This window comes from Synechococcus sp. 1G10 (assembly GCF_002252625.1).
In the GTDB taxonomy this organism is placed as follows: Bacteria; Cyanobacteriota; Cyanobacteriia; order PCC-6307; family Cyanobiaceae; genus Regnicoccus_A.
Genome location: NZ_NQKW01000012.1, coordinates 41,536 through 63,004, shown reverse-complemented (window position 1 = coordinate 63,004; position 21,469 = coordinate 41,536). Strand labels below are relative to the sequence as shown.

The window sequence follows — 21,469 nt, the reverse complement described above, 5'->3', positions numbered from 1 at the left end:
CAACTTGTCGAGGTGCGTGACGGGGGCCGATCCAACGTTGGATCAGCCCCTAGCTGAGCTCAGCCGTTTCAGCCTCAGGCGACGATCTTGGAGACCACGCCTGCACCGATGGTGCGGCCGCCTTCGCGAATGGCGAAGCGCATGCCTTGCTCGATGGCCACCGGGCAGATCAGCTCAGCGGACATCTTGATGCGGTCACCAGGCATCACCATCTCCACGTTGGTCCCGTCATCGGCGGTGAAGGCGGTGATCTGGCCGGTCACATCCGTGGTGCGGATGTAGAACTGGGGACGGTATCCAGCGAAGAAGGGGGTGTGGCGGCCACCCTCTTCTTTCTTAAGGACATAAACCTCACCTTCGAACTTGGTGTGGGGCTTGATCGAGTTGGGCTTAACCAGCACCATGCCGCGCTCGATGTCTTCCTTCTGCACGCCACGCAGGAGCAGGCCGACGTTGTCTCCGGCCATGCCCTCATCGAGCAGCTTGCGGAACATTTCGACACCGGTGACGGTGGTTTCGCGGGTGTCCTTGATGCCAACGATCTGGACGGTTTCGCCAACTTTCACTTTGCCGCGCTCGATCCGGCCGGTGGCCACGGTGCCGCGTCCGGTGATTGAGAAGACGTCTTCAACAGCCATCAGGAAGGGCTTGTCGATCTCACGCTCGGGCTCGGGGATCGATTCATCAACCCCATCCATCAGATCGAGGATCTTGTCGACCCACTCGTTTTCACCACGGATGCCTTTGCCGCCGCCCTGGATGTGCTCAAGGGCCTTGAGGGCCGAGCCGGCGATGATGGGGATGTCGTCACCGGGGAAGTCGTAGCTGCTGAGCAGCTCACGCATTTCGAGTTCGACGAGCTCGAGGATCTCCTCGTCGTCGACCATGTCCTTCTTGTTGAGGAACACCACCAGGGCGGGGACGCCCACCTGCTTGGCCAGCAGGATGTGCTCCTTGGTCTGGGCCATCGGGCCATCAGTGGCAGCCACCACCAGAATCGCGCCGTCCATCTGGGCGGCACCGGTGATCATGTTTTTGACATAGTCCGCGTGACCTGGGCAGTCGACGTGGGCGTAGTGACGGTTAGCGGTTTCGTACTCCACGTGGGCCGTGTTGATCGTGATGCCCCGCTCCTTCTCTTCAGGAGCACCATCAATGTCGTCGTAGGCCTGGGCCTTGGCCTGACCGATGGATGCCAGCACGTTGGTGATGGCAGCAGTGAGGGTGGTCTTGCCGTGGTCAACGTGGCCGATGGTGCCGATGTTGACGTGAGGTTTGTTCCTCTGAAACTTCTCGCGGGCCATTGAAGGAAAGAATCGGGGGGTTGTGTTTAGGGTTGAGAGATCAGGAGTTGCCCTGATTCTTGGCGATGATGGCCTCAGCTACATTGCGAGGAACTTCCTCGTAATGACTGAACTCCATCGAGAAAATACCCCGACCCTGGGTCATGGATCGGAGCTGAGTGGCGTAGCCGAACATTTCGGCCAGGGGCACCTTGGTCTGGACTTTAGACTGTCCGTTGTCGATGGATTGCCCTTCGACCTGTCCGCGCCGGGAGGAGAGGTCGCCGATGACCGAACCGAGGTAATCCTCAGGGATCTCGACTTCGACCTTCATCATCGGCTCAAGAAGTACGGGATTGCACTTCTTGACGCCGTCTTTGAAGGCCATGGAGCCGGCAATCTTGAACGCCATTTCAGAGGAGTCCACATCGTGGTAGGACCCATCGACCATGGTGACCTTGATATCGATCATCGGGAAACCTGCAATCACACCGGACTGGCAGGTTTCCTTCATGCCGTTTTCGGCTGGGCCGATGTATTCCTTTGGCACGATGCCGCCAACGATCTTGTTGACGAATTCGAAGCCGGTACCAGGTTCTCCCGGCTCCATCTCAATCACCACGTGTCCGTACTGGCCCTTGCCACCGGTTTGCCGGGCAAACTTGCCCTCACCTTTGGCGCTGGCGCGAATGGTTTCGCGGTAGGACACTTGGGGGGCGCCGATGTTCGCTTCCACCTTGAATTCGCGCAGCATCCGATCCACCAGGATTTCCAGGTGCAACTCGCCCATGCCGGCGATCACGGTCTGGCTGGTCTCGGGATCGGTGGACACCCGGAAGGTGGGGTCCTCTTCTGAAAGGGATTGAAGAGCTTTGGAGAGCTTCTCCATGTCGCCCTTGGTCTTGGGCTCCACCGCCACCGAAATCACCGGTTCAGGTATGAACAGGGATTCCAGAATGATCGGGTCGCTTTCCACGCAGAGCGTGTCGCCGGTGGTGGTGTCCTTGAGGCCGAGCACGGCTCCAAGATCACCGGCACGCAGCTCGTCCACCTCCTCGCGGTCGTCGGCTTTGAGCAGGATCAGGCGGGAGATGCGCTCTTTCTTGTCTTTGGTGCTGTTGAGCACGTAGCTGCCCTTCTTCAGTACCCCGGAGTACATGCGCACGAAGGTGAGCTTGCCGTAGGGGTCGGCCATGACCTTGAACGCCAGGGCGCTGAAGGGGGCGTTGTCGTCGCAGGGACGATTCGATTCGGTTCCGTCGGGCAGCAGACCCGTGATCGGTGGCACGTCCACAGGGGCAGGCAGGTAATCCACCACGGCATCCAGAACCAGCTGGACGCCTTTGTTCTTGAAGGCGGATCCACAGAGCATCGGCACAAGCCCGTGCTTGACCACACCGGTGCGAATGCCCTTGATCAACTGATCCTGGGTGAGTTCACCATTTTCCAGGAAAGCTTCCAGCAGCTCTTCATCGGTTTCGGCAACCGATTCCATCAATTTGCCGCGCCACTCGGCGGCCTCTTCCTTCATATTGTCGGGGATCTCGCTCTCGACGATGTCGGTGCCGAGATCGTTGGTATAGAGAATCGCCTTCTCCCGGACCAAGTCAATGATTCCCTTGAGGTCCCCTTCAGCGCCGATCGGCAACTGCAATGGAACGGCATTGGCCTTGAGGCGATCCTTGATCTGGTCGTAGACCTTGAGGAAATTGGCACCGGTGCGGTCCATCTTGTTGACGAACACGATCCGAGGCACGTTGTAGCGATCGGCCTGGCGCCACACCGTTTCCGACTGGGGTTGCACACCACCCACTGCGCAGAAGACCGCCACGACTCCGTCAAGCACGCGCATTGAGCGCTCCACCTCAATGGTGAAATCGACGTGCCCGGGGGTGTCGATGATATTGATGCGGTGATCCTTCCAGCTGGTGGAGATGGCCGCTGCCGTGATGGTGATGCCGCGTTCGCGCTCCTGCTCCATCCAGTCGGTTACTGCGGCGCCATCGTGCACCTCACCCATTTTGTGAACGACACCTGAATAAAACAGGATCCGTTCGGTCGTGGTGGTCTTGCCCGCGTCGATATGGGCAGCAATGCCGATATTTCTGACGCGGTCCAAGGGATAGGCGCGGGCCACGGGGAAGGTCTCCGGTGTTTGATCGACGAATTTTGCGGGCGCAAGTTTAAGGGTTGGCCTGATCTGGGTGGAGGCGCCCGCCATCCAGCCCAGGAAGGGTGTTCAGTAGCGGTAGTGGGCGAAGGCCTTGTTGGCCTCAGCCATCTTGTGGGTTTCTTCGCGCTTGCGAACTGCACTGCCGGCTTCGTTGGCGGCGTCCATCAGTTCACCGGCGAGCTTCTGGGCCATGCTGCGGCCATTGCGTGCCCGGGAAAAGTTGACCAGCCAGCGCAGGGCCATGGCAGTGCCGCGTTCCTGCCGCACTTCCATTGGCACCTGGTAGGTGGCGCCGCCCACCCGGCGAGCTCGCACCTCCACCAGCGGGGTGGAGTTGCGGACGGCCGTTTCGAACACCTCGAGTGGGTCGCTGCCGGTGCGGTCGTTGATCAGTCCGAATGCGTCGGAGAGAATCCGCTGAGCAGTGGACTTCTTGCCGTGCTTCATCAGGCGCGCGACAACCATTGAGGCCAGGCGGCTGTTGAACTGGGGGTCAGGAAGAACTGGGCGCTTCTCAGCGGCGTTACGGCGGGACATAAACCTGTGGGGATCGGCGGTGCGAGGGAGTGGGGAGAAAGACGATCAGGGCCTGGAATCAAGGCCCTGGAATCAGCCTTTGGGGGTCTTGGCGCCGTACTTGGAGCGGCTCTGGCGGCGATCCTTCACACCGGACGTGTCGAGGGTGCCACGAATGATGTGGTATCTGACTCCGGGGAGGTCCTTGACGCGGCCTCCTCGGATCAGCACCACGGAGTGCTCCTGGAGGTTGTGGCCGATCCCGGGGATGTAGGCCGTGACTTCAAAGCCTGATGTGAGACGCACACGGGCCACCTTGCGAAGGGCCGAGTTCGGCTTCTTCGGGGTGGAGGTGTACACACGGGTGCAGACCCCACGGCGCTCTGGGCAGGCGCGCAGAGCCGGGGACTTGGTCTTGCGGGTGAGGTGCTGCCGTTCGGTGCGGATCAGCTGCTGAATCGTGGGCATCGAGGGCCGGAGAATTAGGCCGGACGTCCGACCGTTTCGACAATCCGTCACCTTACTTTGTCGTGGTCCCCCCAAGACCTGTGCGGCTGAAGGCGGCTCCACAGGCGCAGCAGCTCACTCCCTCGCCGGAGCGGATCAGGAAGCCCCCACCGCTGAGATCTCCGCGGTAGTCCAGGCTCAGCCCCGCCAGCAGAGGAATCTGGGCGGAAGGCGCATGCAGGGTGATGCCATCGGCCCGGGCCACGGGAACACCGGCGAGATGGCCAGGGCGGATCCTGAGCACCCATTGCTCGCATCCCCCCTCCAGCAGGTCGAGGTGCATCAGGCCAGGTGTCCCGGCCACGGCGGCCTGCCGGCCCAGCTCGGCCGCCGCCGCTGAGGACAGGCGCAGGCTCAGACCCTTGGGCATGGGGCGTTCGCGCTCGTTGGCGGCAGAGGCAGGCTCCAGCTTGCCAGGGCTGGAGCCCGCGCGGCTCAGCCGCCGGCCCGGTCGCCGGCTCGGTTGCCCTCGGCCCGCCCGCCGCGGGGCACAAGACCGAGGCCGTTATGGATGGAGGCGGCCACTCCCCGGCCCCGCACCGTCTGGGTGTTGCCCACGAACAGTCCGGTTGAGCTGCCGCCATCGAGATTCAGGGCCTCGCGCAGGCCCAGTTGCCGCAGCACAGCGGCCGTCTCGCCCAGGGTCGGCCCGGCGTGATCCACCCCCTGCAGCGTCAGCAACCAGATCTGCCGGCCATCGCTGCCGATCACAGTGCGTGGGGCGCCTTGTCCCTGGAAGGCGCTGCTGAAACCTTCGGCGGTGCCGTTGAGGACGACCCGACCGGCTTGAAGCAGCAGGGGACCGCCTCCCATCACGTAGGCCTGCTGGCCAACCGGGTCGCTGGATTGGCTGGAGAGTGTCAGTCGGCTGGCCTCGGACCAGGGCGGAATCACACCGGACCTGCCCACCACCAGCGTGTCCTCGTTCCCCAGGGGGATGCCCTGTTGCAGTTGGGCTCCACTCAGCCGCTGCAGCACCACCCCACCCCGGATCAGCACCCCCGATTCATTGCCGCTGAGGGCCCGGTAGCCCCTCCCCCAGTCGGCGGTGTAACGGGCCAGCCCCCGCTGCACGTACCCGCTGTTCAGGCTCGTGAGGGGCCAGCGCTGGCCCCTCTCATCGATCAGCTGCTCCTGCAGGACCAGCCGACCGAAGCTGGGCAGGCCGCCCGGCTGCCAGCCGATGGCGCCGCGGTTGAGGATCGGGCCGGAGAGCCAGCGCCCCTCGGCCTTGAGGGCCCCCAGCGGCAGCCGCCGCACCCGGTTGAAGAAGCCGCCATTGATGGCCACCAGGGCCTGCTCCTGCTGGGCCAGGGCTGTCAGAGACGTCAGCCCCTGCATCCCGTCCGGACGGGTGAGCAGCCGCAGATCGAGGGGACTCTGCTGGGGATCGAAGCGGACGCTGCTGATCAGCATCCGCCGTGATCCCACAGGCAGCACCTGACGATCAAGTTGGACACTGCGATTGAGCAGGGCCTGCAATCGGGGGTCCAGGGGCGGCGCTGCAGGGCTCGCCGCCGTTGTTCCCCCGGCGCTGGACCCCGGCGGGATGGCAAAAACCACCCGGTCGGGCCCCCCGAGGGTCAGCACCCGCCCACCGACGCGTGGGCGCAACAGCAGCCCCTCCCGGCTGGCGCTGACCGCCACGCCAAGGGCCTGCAGTTCAGAGCGCTGGCTGGCGGTGCTCTGCAAGCCCAGCAGGATCTGACCGGACTCCTGGCGGACCACGGCCGCCCCATCGAGATCGAGTACCACCTGGCGATCTGCTCCCGGGGGCGACGCCCTCACCCGAAGCAGCCCGGGCATGGGCATCTCCAGAAGCAGGCGGTCTCCGTCGGCCTGGAGGCGGACCCCAGCCGCTTGCAGTAACTGGCTTGCCTCAACGGCCACCTCATCGTCGAGGCTGCGCTGCTCGCTGCTGGGCACCAGCTGCTTCCGCCCGAACCACTCCAGATCCAGCCTTCCATCGACCCGGGGACTGCTGGCTACCCCCAGCTGGCCTTGCAGCAACTCAAGCGGCAGCCAGAGCTGGGAGGGGTTGCCCCCCACGGACGGGAGCCACTGCCAGCGTGCGGTCTGCTCCCGTCCGTTGATGACGATCAGGCGGCCCTCCTGGCGGGAAGAGACCGGGCTGCGGGCCGGCAGACCCTGGGCGGTGGCGCCAGCGATGGAAGCGGTCGGTCGGGCCTGGGCCCGGGAAAGGCCGCCGTCGGCCGCCGGCAGCAAGGCCATCACCGTCAGGCTGATCAGCCCGGCAGGAAGGGATCGGCACCGCATCACGATTGGACCCGCATCCGTTGGTGGTGAACGCTAACGCTGAACACACGTCTCTAGGATCCGATTTCTCTTCCGCGCGGAAGTCGCCTTGTTCGAGGCTTCCGCGGTCTACCGACAGGTTGTTGCCGGGCTATGCCTCTTCATCGCCGCTCTGTTTGGCCCCATTGCGACAGTCCGGCACCGACGGAGGTTGCGGGCGAAAAGGATGCCTGTGGCGTTGGCTTCCTGGCCCAGCTCAGCGGTGAGCCCAGTCACTGGCTGCTGGAGCAGGCCCTGCGCGGCCTGGGCTGCATGGAGCACCGCGGCGGCTGCGGCGGCGATGGCGATTCCGGCGACGGCGCAGGTGTGCTCTGCGGTATCCCTTGGAGCTATCTGGCAGAGGTCTGGCCCGAATCCGCCCTGGCGGCGAAGGGTCGCCGGGGCCTGGCGATGGTCTTCCTGCCGGTCGATGAGCAGAAACTCCTGGAGGTCAAGCGGTTGTGCGAGCAGGCTGCCGCCCTGGTGGGCCTGCGCAGCCTCGGCTGGCGAGAAGTGCCCGTGGAGCCTTCCGTACTCGGCCCCCTCGCGCTTCAGACGGCCCCGCGCATTCAGCAGTGGCTGGTGGAGGGCCCCGAGTCGGGTGATGCGCTCGAATCCCTGCTGTTCCGCTGCCGCCGCCGGGCCGTCGATCTGGTGAGGGCCGCCCCGGGCGTTGATCCCAGCGACCTCTACTTCGCCTCCTTCAGTGGCCGCACCCTCGTCTACAAGGGGATGGTGCGCTCCGAGGTGCTGGCGGCCTTCTACGGCGACCTGCGCGATCGGCGCTTCGCGGTCAGTTTTGCGGTCTACCACCGCCGCTTCAGTACCAACACCCTGCCCCGGTGGCCCCTGGCCCAGCCGATGCGGCTCCTGGGGCACAACGGCGAGATCAACACCCTGCTGGGGAACATCAACTGGGCCCAGGCGGCCGAGTCCCACCTTGATGCGGTCTGGGGTGAGGCCGCCTCCGACCTCAAGCCTGTGGTCAACGCCGCCTTCAGCGATTCGGCCAACCTCGACGCCATGCTCGAGCTGATGGTGCGCAGCGGCCGGCCGATCACCGACAGCCTGCTGACCCTGGTACCGGAAGCGTTTCGACAGCAGCCCGAGCTTGAGGGGCGGCCGGAGATCAAGGCCTTTTATGAGTATTCCGCCTGCCTGCAGGAGCCCTGGGACGGTCCTGCCCTGCTGGTGTTCAGCGACGGCCGCAGTGTGGGCGCCACTCTCGATCGCAACGGACTCCGTCCTGCCCGCTACTGCATCACCAGTGATGGCCTGGTGGTGATGGGTTCGGAAACCGGGGTGGTGGAGATCGAAGAGAGCCGCATCGTCGAAAAGGGCCGCCTCGGCCCCGGCCAGATGCTGGCCGTGGATCTCGAGCAGGGCCGCCTGCTGCACAACTGGGAGGTGAAGGAGGAGGTGGCCTCCCGCTACCCCTACGCCGCCTGGCTGCAGGAACACCATCGCTCGCTGAAGCCCCAGCCCTGGAGCACGGAGCATCAGCTCACCGACCTGGACCTGCTCTGTCACCAGACCGCCTTCGGCTTCACCGCCGAGGACCTGGATCTGGTGATCGACGAGATGGCAGGCCAGGGCAAGGAGCCCACGTACTGCATGGGCGACGACATCCCCCTGGCGGTGCTCTCCGACAAGCCCCACCTCCTCTACGACTACTTCAAGCAGCGCTTCGCCCAGGTCACCAATCCTCCGATCGACCCACTCCGCGAGGAGTTGGTGATGAGCCTGGACATGCACCTGGGGCGGCGTGGATCGGCCCTGCGGCCAGAGCCATCGGCTGCCTCGGTGCTCCACATCGCCACGCCCGTTCTCAACGAGTCCGACCTGGACGCGCTGCCCCACCAGGGCCTGGCCACCACCACCCTCTCCACCCTCTACGGGCTTGAGCAGGGTCCAGCTGGCCTGGAAGCTGCTGTGCAGTGTCTCTGTCAGGCGGCGGAGCAGGCGGTGCGAGACGGCAGTCAGATCCTGGTGCTCTCCGACCGGGTTGCCGGTGGCCTCAGTGCCACCACCACCTTCATCCCAGCGCTGCTGGCGGTGGGTGCGGTCCACCAGCATCTGCTCAGGCTTGGGCTGCGCCTCCACTGCTCCCTGGTGATTGACACGGCCCAGTGCTGGAGCACCCACCACCTGGCCTGCCTGATCGGCTTCGGCGCCAGCGCCGTCTGCCCCTGGCTAACCTGGGAAACCACCCGTCACTGGCTGGCCCACCCCAAGACCCGCTCCCTGATCGAGCGAGGCAAGTTGCCGGCGACCGATGCCGCCAAGGCTCAGGCCAACGTGCGCAAGGCTCTGGAAGCTGGCCTGCGCAAGATCCTCTCCAAGATCGGCATCTCTCTGCTCGCCAGCTACCACGGTGCCCAGATCTTCGAGGCGATCGGCATCGGCGCCGATCTGATCGAGCTGGCCTTCCGCGGCACCACCAGCCGGGTGGCTGGCCTCAGTCTCCGTGATCTTGCCAACGAAACCCTGGCGTTCCACGCCAAGGCCTTTCCCGAGCTCAACCGCACCAAGCTCGAGTTCATGGGCTTCGTGCAGTATCGCTCCGGCGGTGAGTTCCATCTCAACAGCCCTGAGATGGCCAAGGCCCTGCATGCGGCCGTGGCCGCAGGCCCCGGCTACGACCATTTCGCCACATACCGCACCCTGCTGGAGAACCGTCCGGTCACGGCCCTGCGCGACCTGCTGGAGCTGCGCCCAGCCCCCACCCCACTGCCGCTCGAGCAGGTGGAGAGCGTGGAGAGCATCTGCAGCCGGTTCTGCACCGGTGGCATGAGCCTGGGCGCCCTCTCCCGTGAAGCCCACGAGGTGCTGGCGGTGGCGATGAACCGCATCGGCGGCAAGAGCAACAGCGGTGAGGGAGGAGAGGATCCGGCCCGCTACCACCCGCTCACCGATGTCGACGCGGACGGCCGCTCGGCCACCCTGCCGACCCTGCGGGGCCTGGTGCCCGGTGACAGCGCCTGCTCCGCCATCAAGCAGGTGGCCTCGGGGCGTTTCGGAGTCACCCCGGAGTATCTGCGCAGTGGCCAGCAGCTGGAGATCAAGGTGGCCCAGGGGGCCAAGCCCGGCGAGGGCGGCCAGCTACCCGGTCCCAAGGTGGATGACTACATCGGCTGGCTGCGCAACAGCAAGCCCGGCGTGGCGCTGATCTCCCCGCCTCCACACCACGACATCTATTCAATTGAAGACCTGGCCCAGCTGATCCACGACCTGCACCAGGTGCATCCCAGCGCCAAGGTGTCGGTAAAGCTGGTGGCCGAAATCGGCATCGGCACGATCGCTGCCGGAGTGGCCAAGGCCAATGCCGATGTGATTCAGATCTCCGGTCACGACGGCGGCACCGGTGCGTCGCCACTGAGCTCGATCAAGCACGCCGGCAGCCCCTGGGAACTGGGCCTTTCCGAGGTGCACCGCAGCCTCCTGGCGAACGGTCTGCGCAGCCGGGTGCTGCTTCGGGCCGATGGCGGTCTCAAGACCGGCTGGGATGTGCTGATGGCGGCCCTGCTGGGTGCCGAAGAATATGGATTCGGTTCGGTGGCCATGATTGCCGAGGGCTGCATCATGGCCAGGGTTTGCCATACCAATAACTGCCCGGTGGGGGTGGCCACCCAGAAGGAAGCCCTGCGCAAGCGCTTCACCGGCCTGCCTGAGCACGTCGTCAATTTCTTCCTGTTCGTGGCCGAGGAAGTGCGCCAGTTGCTGAGCGTGCTCGGGGTGGCCCGGCTGGACGACCTCATCGGCCGGGTTGAACTGCTCCATCCCCGTCAGGTGGCCCTGGCCAAGACCAGCGCCCTCGATCTCACCTGTCTGCTGGCTCCGCTGCCTGGTCCTGACGATCGCAGCTGGCTGCGCCACGACAGCCAGGCCCACGGCAACGGAGTGATTCTGGAAGATCAGCTCCTGGCAGATCCCGAGGTGCTCTCGGCCATCGATCAGCATGGGTCGGTGGCCCGCCGACTGGCGATCGTGAACACCGATCGGAGTGTGGGGGCCCGCCTGGCCGGTGAGGTGGCTGCCCGCCATGGCAACAAGGGGTTCAAGGGCCTGCTCGATCTCTGCTTCGAGGGTGCCGCAGGCCAGAGTTTCGGGGCCTTCACGCTGCAGGGCATGAACCTGCGCCTGGAGGGGGATGCCAACGACTATGTCGGCAAGGGCATCAACGGTGGCCGCATCACGGTTGTGCCTTTCGCTGCAACCCGTGATCCCGGCAACCAGGTCATCCTGGGCAACACCTGCCTCTACGGCGCCACCGGTGGTGAGCTTTTCGCCCTCGGACGGGCCGGTGAGCGCTTCGCCGTCCGCAACAGCGGCGCCTGCACCGTGGTCGAAGGCTGCGGCGACCACTGCTGTGAATACATGACCGGTGGTGTGGTTGTTGTCCTGGGCAGCACCGGCCGCAACGTGGCTGCGGGCATGACCGGTGGTGTGGCCTTCCTCCTCGACACTGAGGATGCTCTGTCAGGGCGTCTCAACCCCGAGATCGTCTCGGTTCATCCCCTGGAGACGCCTGAGCAGGAGCAGCTGATCAAACCGCTGCTGGAAGCCCATCTAGAGGTCACCGGCAGCCGCAAAGCGGCTGAGATCCTGGCGAACTGGCCCCAGTGGCGCTCACGCTTCAAGGTGCTGGTGCCCCCCAGTGAAGTGGCCACAGTCGGCCTGCTGGAGCGGGAGAAACTGGCCATGGCCACCTGAGCCTGGCCGTTCGGATTCGGGCGGAGCCGCTGATTCAGCTGCGCTCGAATTCAATCAGCCGCGAGAAGTAGAACGGTGCCTGGTTGAGGCTGCGACGCCTGGGCTGGAAGCCGGCTTCTGCGGCGGCGGCCACGATGCCGTCCTCCCGCAGGGTGTAGGCCCGGGTCGTCTTGCTCGGCCCCGGGAACAGCTGCCCGATCGATTTGAGCAGGGCCAGCAGCGGGGTGTAGGGAGCAAAACTGACGATCAGCCGCCGCTCGGCCAGTCCGCCCAGGTGACGGACCATCTCCTCGGCCGCGGCCTGGGGGTAGTGAATGAACACGTCCAGGCAGACCACCGTGTCATAGCGGCCCTGAAGGCTCTCCAGGTCGGAGGCGCTGAACTGCACCCGATCAAGGCCGATCCCGCTGGCCTCCAGACGATGGCGGGCCTCTTCGACCATGGCTTCGGAGAGGTCACTGGCGGCGATGCTGCCGGCCCCTAGCTGGGCCAGCGGCAGGCTGAGGCTGCCCACGCCGCAGCCGGCATCGCAGAAGCTGCGCTGGGGCAGGTCGCCCTCCTCCTGCAGCCACTCGAGCACCTGATCCACTGTCTTCTGGTGCCCCAGGCGGATGTTGCGCTGCACCTTGTTGACGTCGTCGCTGTCGCTGTAGATCCGCTTCCAGCGCTCGAAGCCCGTGCTGTTGAAGTAGTCGCGCACTTCGGCCTTCTCGGCCAGCTTGGCGCCGGCGTCAGGCGCTGGAGACGTGGCCATGGGTGCGCTTGTACGGGTGGGCGGATCTTAAGGAGCCGCTTCGGACCCACGCCGCCAGCGCAGCTCCCCGTCGGCCCCCGCACGCCAGCGCAGGGATTCGGCCAGGGGCCCTCCAAGCAGCATCTGGGACGGAGTGCGCCGCTCCCCGAGCACCCGCCGGGGCACAAGCGTGGCGGCGGCGATCGCCCGTCCCGGTTCGCCGCTCCAGCGGGCCAGGCGCGTCACCCCCTCCAGCAGGGGCAGGGTCACGCCCGCCAGGGTGCCGTCCTCCAATCTGCAGCTTCCGTCCTCCACCAGCAGCACCCGTTCATCCCAGCGGTGGCGCCCCTCGCTCAGGCCATAGGGTCCGAGCGCGTCGCTCACCAGCAGCACCTGTTCGGGTGCCAGCCGCTGAAGCAGTACCGCCATCGAGGGGGCCACATGCACCCCGTCTGCGATCAGCCCGAGGGCCACATCGCCGCGCAGCAGCGCAGCCGCCACCGGACCGGGGGCTCGCCGGTGCAGGTCGGCCATGGCATTGAAGACATGGGTGAGCATGCCCACCCCCGCCGCGAAAGCCCGCCCAGCCTCGGCCTCCGTTGCCGCGCTGTGGCCCAGGCTCACCACGATGCCGTGTTGCCGCAGCGCGGCGATCACCGCTTCGGCCCCCTCCAGTTCCGGGGCGAGGGTCACCAGGGCGATCTCCTGCTCATGCCCGTTGATCCGCTCCTGCAGGGCCTCCAGGCTGGGGAGGGCCAGGTGGGACGCCGGGTGGGCACCGCGCCGCGCCTCGGCCAGAAAGGGGCCTTCCAGATGGGCGCCCAGCAGCTGGCAGCGCCCGGGTCGATGTTGGAGGCGGGCCTGTTGCAGCACGGCCAGGGCCTGGCGCAGGGCAGGCACAGCACAGGTCACGAGGGTGGGGCAGATCGCCTCCACCCCATCGGCCCAGAGCAGCTCCAGCAGCTCCAGCAGCCGCGGCAGGTCGGTCGGCTCCAGCTCCGGAAAGGCCAGCCCCAGGCCTCCGTTGATCTGCAGATCAACCCCCATGGGGCTGATCCAGTCGCCGTTCCAGTCGTCGCCGGCGGCGCAGCTGCCGGGATCGAGGGCCAGCACCCGATCGATCACCCCCCGGCTGTCCACCCCGAGACGCCAGCGGCGCTCGGAGCCATGGCTGCACCGCGACGCCTGGGGCAGGCGGACGTTGCTGATCCAGCGCACGGTCATCGGCTCCGGGGCGAACGGGCGGGAGAATGCCATCCTCGCCGCACGGCCACTGCCGCTCCTCTTTGACCCTCGAACCTGTCTCCGCTGCCGTTGAGGGAGCCAACCCGCCGACCCCCAGTTCCGGGGATGCTCCCCTCGTGGCCGTGGTGATGGGCAGCGATTCCGACCTGCCGACGATGCAGCCGGCGGTGAAGGTGCTCGAAGACTTCGGGGTGGGCGTGGAGGTGCGGGTGCTCTCGGCTCACCGCACCCCGCGGGAGATGCTGAACTTCGCGGAAGCCGCAGCCAGCCGCGGCCTCAAGGTGATCGTGGCTGGGGCGGGCGGTGCCGCTCACCTGCCGGGGATGGTGGCGGCCCTCACCATCCTGCCGGTGATCGGTGTGCCGGTGGTCAGCCGAACCCTCTCTGGGGTCGATTCGCTCCACTCAATCGTGCAGATGCCGGCCGGGATTCCCGTCGCCACGGTGGCCATCGGCAACGGCACCAACGCCGGGCTGCTGGCGGTCCAGATCCTGGCCACGGCCGATCCGGTCCTGGCCGAGCAGCTCAGGCGGCATCGCCTGGGGCTCCATGACCAGGTCTGCGCCAAGGACGCCCGCCTGGGCGAGCTTGGCAGCACGGCCTATCTGGCCGCCATGGAGGGCTGAGGAATGGTGGAGTCGGGTTCTGCACCAGCTCGTGGACCGGAGCGGCCGGCGCCGGCGGCCGCGTGGATCTGGTGGTTGCTGCTGTTCTTCGCCGGTGCCCTCAGCCGTTGGCTCACTCGCACGGAGCTGGTGCAGGCCTGGGATGCGGGCAACTTCGTGCTCGCTCTCACCGATTTCGATCTGGATCGCCACCAGCCTCACCTCCCCGGTTGCTTCTGGTGGCTGATCAGCCTTGGACGCCTGAGCCTGCCGCTCACCGGGGGCAATGGGGTGGCGGCCCTGGAGCTGGTCAATGCTCTGGTGTCGGCGGCGGCGCTGCCCTTCGGCTGGATCCTGGCCAGGCGCTGGGGGGGACTGCGGGCTGCCTGGTGGATGGTGGCGCTGCTGTTCAGCAGCCCCCTGCTCTGGTTTTACGCCAGTCAACCCCTCAGTTATGGCACCGAGCTGGGCTGGGTCACGGCGATCGCCTGCTGCGCCTGGTTCGTGGCTGAGGGGGATCAGCGCTTCCTGCCCCCCCTGGCGCTGCTGATGGCTACCGCCGCTGGCATCCGGCCGAACACCCCCATCTTCCTGCTGCCCCTCGTGCTGGTGTGCTGCTTCAGGGGTAGCCGTCGAGGCCTGAAGTCCTGGCGGCTGCTGGTGGCTGTGGCCCTCGGCCTAGGGGTGCTCGCGTGGTGGGGCCAGGCCTTTCTGGAGGAGGCGGGCGGGCTGGGCCCTTTCTGGTCGCAGTTGATGGCCTGGAAGGGGGATCACACCCAGCAGGCCTCCGACCGCGGGGTGCTCGGCAACGGCTGGTTGCTGATCCGCACGGTGGCGCTCACGGCCCCGGCTGGTCTGGCCCTGGCCCTGGCCACCAGCAGGGCTGGGCCAATCGCCAAGGCCCCTGGACCGCTCCCGCGCCAGGAACGGATCTGGCGGCGCTGGTTCATCGCCCTCTGGGTGGTCCCCTCGGCCACTTATCTGGTGGCCGTGCACTTCACGCGCATGGGGCACGCCACCACGCTGCTGCCGGCCTTGCTGCTGTTGCTGTCCGCCCGCCTGGCGGAGCGGACAGGTGGGGCCGGGGCGCTGCGCTGGCCCCGGCCCCTGCTGCTGGTGCTCGCCCTGCAATGCGCCCTCTTTCTGCTGATGCCCGGCGATCGCTTTCTGGAGAATCTGCGCTCCTACGACCACGAATGGGGCCTGGCTATCCACGCGGTGAAGCGCTTCGATCCCGCCACCACCCTGGTGGTGGTGACCGGCCGCTCCAACCGCCGTGCCTATCGCCTGCCCTCGGTGCATCTTCCTGCCTACGACCACGGCGAGGCCGATCTGGTGCTCGACCAACGGGACGAGAGCATTGAAGTGCAACCTCCCCTGAAGCGGGTGGTGCTGATCGATCGTGGGCTGTCGGTGCAACCCGGTGACGTGCCGGGCGGGCGGTTCGAGTCCCTGATTCCTGGGAGGCTGCAGCTGATCGATGTGGCGGTGCCTGCCTCAGGCCTGGAGGTATCCCGCCGGCAGGTGAAGCCCTTGCCTCCAGCCGAGCCGGACCCGGCGGCGGCTGCACCAGCACCATGATCCGCCCGGCCCCATTGACCGCCTGGCAGCGGCTCGGCCTGGCCTTGCCCCTGCTGGTGCTCAATTTCTGGGTACTGCGTCAGTTGTTGTTGCCGCTCGCTCCCTTCCCGGCGCTGTTTCTCACGGCTGCGTTGATCGCCTTTCTGCTTGATCTCCCCAGCCGCTGGCTGACGGGCCGGGGCCTGCCCAGGCCCCTGGCTCTCGCCCTGGTTCTCGGGCTGGCCCTGCTGGTGCTGGTTCTGGTGGCCCTCTGGATCATTCCCCTGCTGGTGGAGCAGCTCGCGGATCTGCTCACGGCCTTGCCCGGTTGGTTCGTGGAAGCGGAAACCCTGCTCAACCAGGCCCAGGACTGGGCCGTGGAGCACGGCCTGCCTGCGGATTTCGGCGATCTCAGCAGTGCCCTGCTCACTCGCTCCACCCGGTACGCCTCGCAGCTCAGCCAGAAGCTGCTGGGACTGCTGGGCGCCACCCTCACCCTCACGATCAACAGCGTGATCGTGATCGTGCTGGCCATCTTCCTTCTGCTGGGTGGCGAGTCGACCAGCCGCGGGCTGGCCCGTTGGTTGCCGGCCAGCTGGCGGGAGCTGGTGCTTGCCACCGTGAACCGCACCTTTCGCGGTTATTTCGGCGGCCAGGTGATCCTGGCGCTGATTCTGAGCTTGGCCCAGATCATGGTCTTCACCCTGCTGGGGATTCCCTATGGCGTGCTCTTCGCAGTGGCGATCGGGTCCACCACCCTGATTCCCTACGCCAGTGCCTTCACGATCGTGCTGGTGAGCCTGCTGCTGGCCCTGAAGGATCCTCGCACCGGCCTTGAGGTGCTGGCGGTGGCGATTGCTGTTGGCCAGGTGGTGGACCAGGTGATCCAGCCCCGGTTGATGGGCAAGATCGTGGGGTTGCAGCCTGCCTGGCTGCTGCTCAGCCTGCCGGTCGGTGCTCGGATCGGCAGCCTGCTGGGCCTTGGCGAACTGCTGGGCCTGCTGCTGGCCGTGCCGGTGGCGAGCTGCCTCAAGGCCTTTCTCGATGAGGTGGCCCGTCGCCTGGGGCTGCCGGAGCCAGAACCACTCCCCAGTCAGGCGGCCATGGCACCGGTCTTCATCCCGCCGCGATCAACCCCTGATGCTCCAGGTAACTGATCACCTGGGCCACGTTCTCCTCCAGCCTGCCGCCGGTGTCGACCCGCAGTTCAGGGGAGTCCGGCGCTTCATAGGGGCTGGAGATACCGGTGAAGTCCTTGATCACGCCAGCGCGGGCCTTGGCATACAGCCCCTTGGGATCCCGCTGCTCGCAGACCGCCAGTTCCGCGGCGCAGTGGATCTCGATGAAATCCCCGGACTGCACGAGGGAGCGGGCCCGATCGCGGTCGGCCCGGAACGGTGACACGAAGGCGGTGAGGGTGATCACGCCGGCGTCGAGGAAAAGCTTGGCCACCTCGCCGATGCGCCGGATGTTCTCCTCCCGGTCGGCATCGGAGAACCCCAGGTCGTTGCAGAGGCCATGGCGCACGTTGTCACCATCGAGCAGGTAAGTGGCCAGCCCTCGCTGGAACAGTTCCACGTTCACGGCGTTGGCCAGGGTGCTCTTGCCGGCTCCCGAGAGCCCCGTGAACCAGAGGATGGCGCTGCGGTGGCCCCGCTGGCTGGCGCGGGAGTCTCGGTCCACCGCGGCTTCGTGCCAGACGATGTTGGTGGCATTGCTGTCGGTGGAGTTGCTGGTCATCGACGGGGCGGACATGGAGGGGAGGGTGGGGCGATGCTCTCACCTTCCCGCCACGCCTGCTGGTCGGGGTTGCTCAGCCCCCCGCCTGTCTGGGCCGGAAGCCCTCTGCGGAGAGCGTCTCCAGGCAGATGCTCACCTGATCCCCCTGCAGCTCGATCACGCCGTCCTTGAGGGTGCCGCCGCTGCCGGCTCTGGCCTTCAGACGCTTGAGCAGGGCCCGGGCATCGACGTCGCTGATCTCCATGCCGGTGATGGCTGTCACGGTCTTGCCGCCCTTTCCCGCCTTGGTGCGCTGCACCCGCACCCGTTGCTGCGGGCGAGGGGTGTCCGCTGCGCCCGCAGCCGCTGGCCGGGCTGTGCTCGCCCCAGCGCTGAATTCCTGCCAGCCTCCCTTGCCCATGGCGTCCGTTGCCGCTACTCCGTCCATCACAGCGCACCCATGGGCTGATGGATCTGTCGCCGCGGCCCGCTTCCTAGGCTGAAGCACCCCGATCGATCACCGGTGACGAGCACCCTCCCCCCGATCCCGCAGGACTCCGCAGCCCTCACCGGTGCCGCTGCTCTCGAGGAGGGCGCCCGCCCGAATGCGCTCGGGCGCTTCGGGCGTTATGGCGGGCAGTACGTACCGGAGACGCTGATGCCAGCCCTGGCGGAGCTGGAGCAGGCCGCGGCTGAGGCCTGGGCTGATCCCGCCTTCACCAGCAGGCTCGATCACCTGCTCAAAACCTACGTCGGTCGCCCCTCGCCCCTCTACGAGGCCGAGCGGCTCACAGCCCACTACCAGCGCCCCGAGGGTGGCCCCCGCATCTGGCTCAAGCGGGAGGACCTGAACCACACGGGGGCCCACAAGATCAACAACGCTCTGGGTCAGGCGTTGCTGGCCCTGCGCATGGGCAAGAAGCGGATCATCGCTGAAACCGGCGCTGGCCAGCATGGCGTCGCCACCGCCACCGTCTGCGCCCGCTTCGGCCTGGAGTGCGTGATCTACATGGGGGCCGAGGACATGCGTCGCCAGGCCCTGAACGTGTTCCGCATGCGCCTGCTGGGTGCCACGGTGCAGCCGGTCACCGCCGGTACCGCCACTCTCAAGGACGCCACCAGCGAAGCCATCCGCGACTGGGTCACCAACGTGGAGAGCACTCACTACATCCTGGGGTCAGTGGCTGGGCCCCACCCCTACCCGATGCTGGTGCGCGATTTTCACGCGGTGATCGGCGAGGAAACCAAGGTCCAGTGCCAGGCGGCTTTCGGCCGTCTGCCCGATGTTCTGCTGGCCTGCGTGGGCGGTGGCTCCAATGCCATGGGCCTCTTCCACCCCTTCGTCACCGACACCTCCGTCCGTCTGATCGGCGTGGAGGCTGCCGGCGAAGGGGTGGCGACGGGCCGCCATGCCGCCACGATCACCGAAGGCCGAGTCGGGGTGCTGCACGGTGCCATGAGCCTGCTGCTGCAGGACGAGCAGGGGCAGGTCCAGGAGGCCCACTCGATCAGCGCCGGTCTTGACTACCCGGGGGTGGGCCCCGAGCACAGCTACCTGCAAGAGCTGGGCCGGGCCGAATATGCCGCCGTGACCGACCGGGAGGCCCTAGATGCGCTGCAACGGGTCAGCCTGCTCGAAGGCATCATCCCGGCCCTGGAAACGGCCCATGCCTTCGCCTGGCTGGAGCAGCTCTGCCCCACTCTGGCGCCGGGCACCGAGCTGGTGATCAATCTCTCCGGCCGCGGCGACAAGGACGTGAACACCGTGGCCGACCAGCTGGGAGACCGGCTGGCGGGCGGCTGACCCACCGGCTCAGTCCGGAGGTTCCTGGGACTGCTCCCAGGGGAAGCGGGGCAGCTTCTGCATGGCCTGGCGCTGGGTTTCGATCCAGATCCTGTTGATCTCAGCGATCTCGCGGGCGCCACGCTCCAGCCGCTGGTGGTGCGCCACCACCAGGCTGTCGCGGGGGTAGAGAGCCACCTCGAAGGGAGGCCCCACGGTGAGGTTGGAGCGGCGGGTGATCACCTGGGACACCAGGCAGAGCCGGGCGGCATCTTCCAGCGACATCCGGCAGTGCCCTACCGCATCGAGGGGGGGTTTGCCGTACTTGCTCTCCCCGATCTGCAGAAAGGGCGTTTCCGGCGTGGCCATGATCGTGTTGCCCTGGGGGTAGATCAGGTACAGGCCATGGGGCTGGCCGGCGATCTGACCGCCGAGGATGAAGCTGGCTTCACCGCTGGCGCCTACCTGGTGCAGCGCCGAGTGATTGTCGTTCTGCACCTTCACGCTCAGCCGGCCGATGTAGGCGGCCACTTCGAACAGGTAGTTGGCACTGAGTAGGTCGTGCTGTCTGGGGGGCACGCCGGAACCCCCCTGACTGGCCAACGGCCGCCCCGCCAGGCCAGGACCATCGCGCCGGGCCTGGTTCAGGTCGCGCTTGATGTGGTTGATCACGGCCTGGGTGGTGGCCAGGTTGCCGGCGGCCAGAAGCATGAACAGCCGGTCGGGGGCCGGCTCGAAGGTGTACAGCTTTCTGTACGACGAGATGTAGTCGACCCCGGCGTTGGTGCGGGAATCGGAGGCCATCACCAGACCGGCCTCCAACCAGAACCCCACGCAATAGGTCATTCCGTTGGGGCCTCAGCTGAGCAGACGTTGCAGGCTAGTGGCCACGGAGCGCACCGCTGAGATCGCCGTGGCATAGGCCATGCGCATCGGTCCCAGCAGGGCCACCTGGCCCTCGCTGCCGTCCCCGCTCCTGTAGCTGGCCCGTACCACGGCGCACTGGCGCAGGGCCGGGTGGGGATGCTCCGCTCCGATCCAGATTCCCTCCGGATCCTGCTGCTGGGCCGGTTGCAGCAGTCGCAGAGGCTCCTCCTCCACCAGTTGCAGCAATGGTCTGAGATCAGCGCTGCGGCTGAATTCGGGCTGGGCCAGCAGTCCGCCCATGCCCACGACCACGGCGCCATCGCCATCGCTGCTTCGGGCCTGGCGGTGGCTGCGCAGAGCCTGACGCAGCAAGCCGCCGCTGCTGCGCAGCTGGGACGGGAGGCGCTCCCAGCGGATCAGGCCTCCGGGGGGGCGATCGAGTTCCGTCTGCAGCCACCCTTCCAGGGCAGGCAGCTCAAGGCCGCTTCCTGGGGGGAGCCGCAGGTTGAGGCTGCTGGCCACCAGAGCGTTCTCCACCAGCAGCACCAGCAGCCGCTCGCCGTTGGGCACCAGCCGGATCGCCTGTAAGCGTGATTCAGCCCGTTGGGGAGGGGTGATCAGGCTCATCAGACCGGTGAGATCCGCCAGGCGACGGGCCAGATGCAGCAGCAGATCATCCAGGGCCGCCCATTGCAGGCTCAGGCCCAGCATTTCCCGTTGCAGTTGCACCGCCCCGGCACCAGGGGCCGGCAGGAGAGCATCCACGTAGAGGCGGTAGCCCTGCTGGCTGGGGATGCGGCCGGCTGACGTGTGGGGCTGCAGCAGCAGGCCCCGTTGTTCAAGGGCTCCCATGGTGGACCGCACCGTGGCTGCGCTGGCGGGCAAGCCGAAGCGGCGGATCAGGGTGCGGCTGCCCACCGGCTCCATGGTGTCGACATAGTGATGCACCGTGGCCTGCAGCACCTGCTGTTGGCGGTGGGGCAGGGCGATCACATGCGAGCTGGCGGAACGTCTGAAGCTGATCGTACGGAAAAATTCCTCATGTCAAGGTCACTCTGTTGCGGCCAGGCCAGGAACCGGCTCTGCAGATCAGCCTCTGGTAGCGCGGCACCTAATACCGCGGCACCGACGGATCCACCTCCACGCTCCAGGCGTCGATGCCCCCCTGCAGGTTGAGCACGTCGTCATAGCCCTGGGCCTCCATCAACCAGCAGGCGAACTGCCAGCTGCGGATTCCGGCATGACAGAGCACCACGACCGTCTGGTCTCGCCCGATCAGGCTCTCGATGCGCTCCACCCACTCGGCTGAGCGGCTCAGCGGCAGATGCAGCACCGGCCGTGGCAGAGAGGCCATCTTCAGTTCCGCGGGTTCGCGCACGTCCACCAGCTGCAGCGGTTCACCGTCGAGCAGCCGTTGCTGGAGTGCGCTGGCGCGGATGGCCCTGGGGGTCGGAGTGGTCATGGCATCGA

Annotated in this window: 18 protein-coding genes; 5 read left to right on the top strand and 13 right to left on the bottom strand. The window is 66.7% G+C overall.

The window, feature by feature from the left end; genetic code table 11:
• Positions 1-74 precede the first annotated feature (74 nt).
• The 6 genes from tuf to CJZ82_RS11470 all read right to left on the bottom strand — a co-directional run bounded on the left by tuf (position 75) and on the right by CJZ82_RS11470 (position 6,756).
• Positions 75-1,304, bottom strand: coding sequence for an elongation factor Tu (tuf, locus tag CJZ82_RS11495; RefSeq protein WP_094555909.1), 1,230 nt, complete (start codon positions 1,302-1,304; stop codon positions 75-77).
• Positions 1,305-1,344: 40 nt separating this feature from the next.
• Positions 1,345-3,420, bottom strand: coding sequence for an elongation factor G (gene fusA / locus CJZ82_RS11490; protein ID WP_094555933.1), 2,076 nt, complete (start codon positions 3,418-3,420; stop codon positions 1,345-1,347).
• A gap of 102 nt (positions 3,421-3,522) precedes the next feature.
• Positions 3,523-3,993 carry a 30S ribosomal protein S7 gene (gene rpsG, locus CJZ82_RS11485; RefSeq protein ID WP_094555908.1) on the bottom strand — a complete coding sequence of 157 codons (471 nt, stop codon included), beginning with the start codon at positions 3,991-3,993 and terminating at the stop codon, positions 3,523-3,525.
• Positions 3,994-4,065: 72 nt separating this feature from the next.
• On the bottom strand, positions 4,066-4,440 hold the full coding sequence (gene rpsL / locus CJZ82_RS11480) for a 30S ribosomal protein S12 (RefSeq protein WP_094555907.1): 375 nt from the start codon (positions 4,438-4,440) through the stop codon (positions 4,066-4,068).
• Positions 4,441-4,492: 52 nt separating this feature from the next.
• The gene (locus tag CJZ82_RS11475; RefSeq protein WP_094555906.1) at positions 4,493-4,849 is read right to left on the bottom strand and encodes an AIR synthase; all 357 of its coding nucleotides are present in this window, start codon (positions 4,847-4,849) and stop codon (positions 4,493-4,495) included.
• Positions 4,850-4,914: 65 nt separating this feature from the next.
• The gene (locus CJZ82_RS11470) at positions 4,915-6,756 is read right to left on the bottom strand and encodes a phosphodiester glycosidase family protein (RefSeq protein ID WP_094555905.1); all 1,842 of its coding nucleotides are present in this window, start codon (positions 6,754-6,756) and stop codon (positions 4,915-4,917) included.
• Positions 6,757-6,888: 132 nt separating this feature from the next.
• On the opposite strand from CJZ82_RS11470, the gene gltB reads away from it, so the two are divergent.
• Positions 6,889-11,487 carry a glutamate synthase large subunit gene (gene gltB / locus CJZ82_RS11465; RefSeq protein WP_094555904.1) on the top strand — a complete coding sequence of 1,533 codons (4,599 nt, stop codon included), beginning with the start codon at positions 6,889-6,891 and terminating at the stop codon, positions 11,485-11,487.
• 34 nt (positions 11,488-11,521) lie between these two features.
• On the opposite strand, the gene bchM is transcribed toward gltB, so the two are convergent.
• Both bchM and CJZ82_RS11455 read right to left on the bottom strand, forming a co-directional pair.
• Positions 11,522-12,241, bottom strand: a complete 720-nt coding sequence (gene bchM / locus CJZ82_RS11460; RefSeq protein ID WP_094555903.1) for a magnesium protoporphyrin IX methyltransferase — start codon at positions 12,239-12,241, stop codon at positions 11,522-11,524.
• Positions 12,242-12,268: 27 nt separating this feature from the next.
• On the bottom strand, positions 12,269-13,477 hold the full coding sequence (locus CJZ82_RS11455; RefSeq protein ID WP_233130209.1) for an N-acetylglucosamine-6-phosphate deacetylase: 1,209 nt from the start codon (positions 13,475-13,477) through the stop codon (positions 12,269-12,271).
• 116 nt (positions 13,478-13,593) lie between these two features.
• Here CJZ82_RS11455 and purE point away from each other — a divergent pair, with 116 nt between their 5' ends.
• The 3 genes from purE to CJZ82_RS11440 are packed head-to-tail and all read left to right on the top strand — an operon-like array spanning position 13,594 to position 16,787.
• On the top strand, positions 13,594-14,091 hold the full coding sequence (gene purE / locus CJZ82_RS11450) for a 5-(carboxyamino)imidazole ribonucleotide mutase (protein WP_094555932.1): 498 nt from the start codon (positions 13,594-13,596) through the stop codon (positions 14,089-14,091).
• 3 nt (positions 14,092-14,094) lie between these two features.
• Positions 14,095-15,651 (top strand): glycosyltransferase family 39 protein, encoded by a 1,557-nt coding sequence (locus CJZ82_RS11445; protein WP_143593642.1) that lies wholly within the window; start codon positions 14,095-14,097, stop codon positions 15,649-15,651.
• Positions 15,648-16,787: an AI-2E family transporter gene (locus CJZ82_RS11440; RefSeq protein ID WP_094555900.1), complete on the top strand. Its 1,140-nt coding sequence runs from the start codon at positions 15,648-15,650 to the stop codon at positions 16,785-16,787. Before CJZ82_RS11445 ends, CJZ82_RS11440 begins: the two co-directional genes overlap by 4 nt.
• Here the strand turns inward: CJZ82_RS11440 and cysC are convergent.
• Positions 16,747-17,385 carry an adenylyl-sulfate kinase gene (gene cysC / locus CJZ82_RS11435; protein WP_369820053.1) on the bottom strand — a complete coding sequence of 213 codons (639 nt, stop codon included), beginning with the start codon at positions 17,383-17,385 and terminating at the stop codon, positions 16,747-16,749. The genes CJZ82_RS11440 and cysC overlap by 41 nt on opposite strands.
• A 58-nt stretch (positions 17,386-17,443) precedes the next feature.
• Positions 17,444-17,770: a translation initiation factor gene (locus CJZ82_RS11430; protein WP_094555898.1), complete on the bottom strand. Its 327-nt coding sequence runs from the start codon at positions 17,768-17,770 to the stop codon at positions 17,444-17,446.
• 102 nt (positions 17,771-17,872) lie between these two features.
• On the opposite strand from CJZ82_RS11430, the gene trpB reads away from it, so the two are divergent.
• The gene (gene trpB / locus CJZ82_RS11425) at positions 17,873-19,153 is read left to right on the top strand and encodes a tryptophan synthase subunit beta (protein ID WP_094555897.1); all 1,281 of its coding nucleotides are present in this window, start codon (positions 17,873-17,875) and stop codon (positions 19,151-19,153) included.
• Positions 19,154-19,162: 9 nt separating this feature from the next.
• On the opposite strand, the gene CJZ82_RS11420 is transcribed toward trpB, so the two are convergent.
• The 3 genes from CJZ82_RS11420 to CJZ82_RS11410 all read right to left on the bottom strand — a co-directional run bounded on the left by CJZ82_RS11420 (position 19,163) and on the right by CJZ82_RS11410 (position 21,461).
• Entirely contained in the window at positions 19,163-19,978 is an 816-nt protein-coding gene (locus tag CJZ82_RS11420) for a 20S proteasome subunit A/B (protein ID WP_094555896.1), read from the bottom strand.
• 12 nt (positions 19,979-19,990) lie between these two features.
• Positions 19,991-20,992 (bottom strand): heat-inducible transcriptional repressor HrcA, encoded by a 1,002-nt coding sequence (locus CJZ82_RS11415; RefSeq protein WP_094555895.1) that lies wholly within the window; start codon positions 20,990-20,992, stop codon positions 19,991-19,993.
• 118 nt (positions 20,993-21,110) lie between these two features.
• Complete coding sequence (locus CJZ82_RS11410; protein WP_094555894.1) at positions 21,111-21,461, bottom strand: rhodanese-like domain-containing protein; 351 nt, start codon at positions 21,459-21,461, stop codon at positions 21,111-21,113.
• Positions 21,462-21,469 lie beyond the last annotated feature (8 nt).

Excerpts from the sequence above, each read along its gene's own strand:
- cysC (WP_369820053.1), bottom strand. The coding sequence starts at position 17,385 with ATGTCCGCCCCGTCGATGACCAGCAACTCCACCGACAGCAATGCCACC.
- gltB (WP_094555904.1), top strand. The coding sequence starts at position 6,889 with ATGCCTCTTCATCGCCGCTCTGTTTGGCCCCATTGCGACAGTCCGGCA.
- CJZ82_RS11420 (WP_094555896.1), bottom strand. The coding sequence starts at position 19,978 with ATGACCTATTGCGTGGGGTTCTGGTTGGAGGCCGGTCTGGTGATGGCC.
- purE (WP_094555932.1), top strand. The coding sequence starts at position 13,594 with ATGGGCAGCGATTCCGACCTGCCGACGATGCAGCCGGCGGTGAAGGTG.
- CJZ82_RS11470 (WP_094555905.1), bottom strand. The coding sequence starts at position 6,756 with ATGCGGTGCCGATCCCTTCCTGCCGGGCTGATCAGCCTGACGGTGATG.
- tuf (WP_094555909.1), bottom strand. The coding sequence starts at position 1,304 with ATGGCCCGCGAGAAGTTTCAGAGGAACAAACCTCACGTCAACATCGGC.
- CJZ82_RS11445 (WP_143593642.1), top strand. The coding sequence starts at position 14,095 with ATGGTGGAGTCGGGTTCTGCACCAGCTCGTGGACCGGAGCGGCCGGCG.
- rpsL (WP_094555907.1), bottom strand. The coding sequence starts at position 4,440 with ATGCCCACGATTCAGCAGCTGATCCGCACCGAACGGCAGCACCTCACC.
- rpsG (WP_094555908.1), bottom strand. The coding sequence starts at position 3,993 with ATGTCCCGCCGTAACGCCGCTGAGAAGCGCCCAGTTCTTCCTGACCCC.
- bchM (WP_094555903.1), bottom strand. The coding sequence starts at position 12,241 with ATGGCCACGTCTCCAGCGCCTGACGCCGGCGCCAAGCTGGCCGAGAAG.
- CJZ82_RS11410 (WP_094555894.1), bottom strand. The coding sequence starts at position 21,461 with ATGACCACTCCGACCCCCAGGGCCATCCGCGCCAGCGCACTCCAGCAA.
- CJZ82_RS11475 (WP_094555906.1), bottom strand. The coding sequence starts at position 4,849 with ATGCCCAAGGGTCTGAGCCTGCGCCTGTCCTCAGCGGCGGCGGCCGAG.
- CJZ82_RS11440 (WP_094555900.1), top strand. The coding sequence starts at position 15,648 with ATGATCCGCCCGGCCCCATTGACCGCCTGGCAGCGGCTCGGCCTGGCC.
- CJZ82_RS11455 (WP_233130209.1), bottom strand. The coding sequence starts at position 13,477 with ATGGCATTCTCCCGCCCGTTCGCCCCGGAGCCGATGACCGTGCGCTGG.
- CJZ82_RS11430 (WP_094555898.1), bottom strand. The coding sequence starts at position 17,770 with ATGGGCAAGGGAGGCTGGCAGGAATTCAGCGCTGGGGCGAGCACAGCC.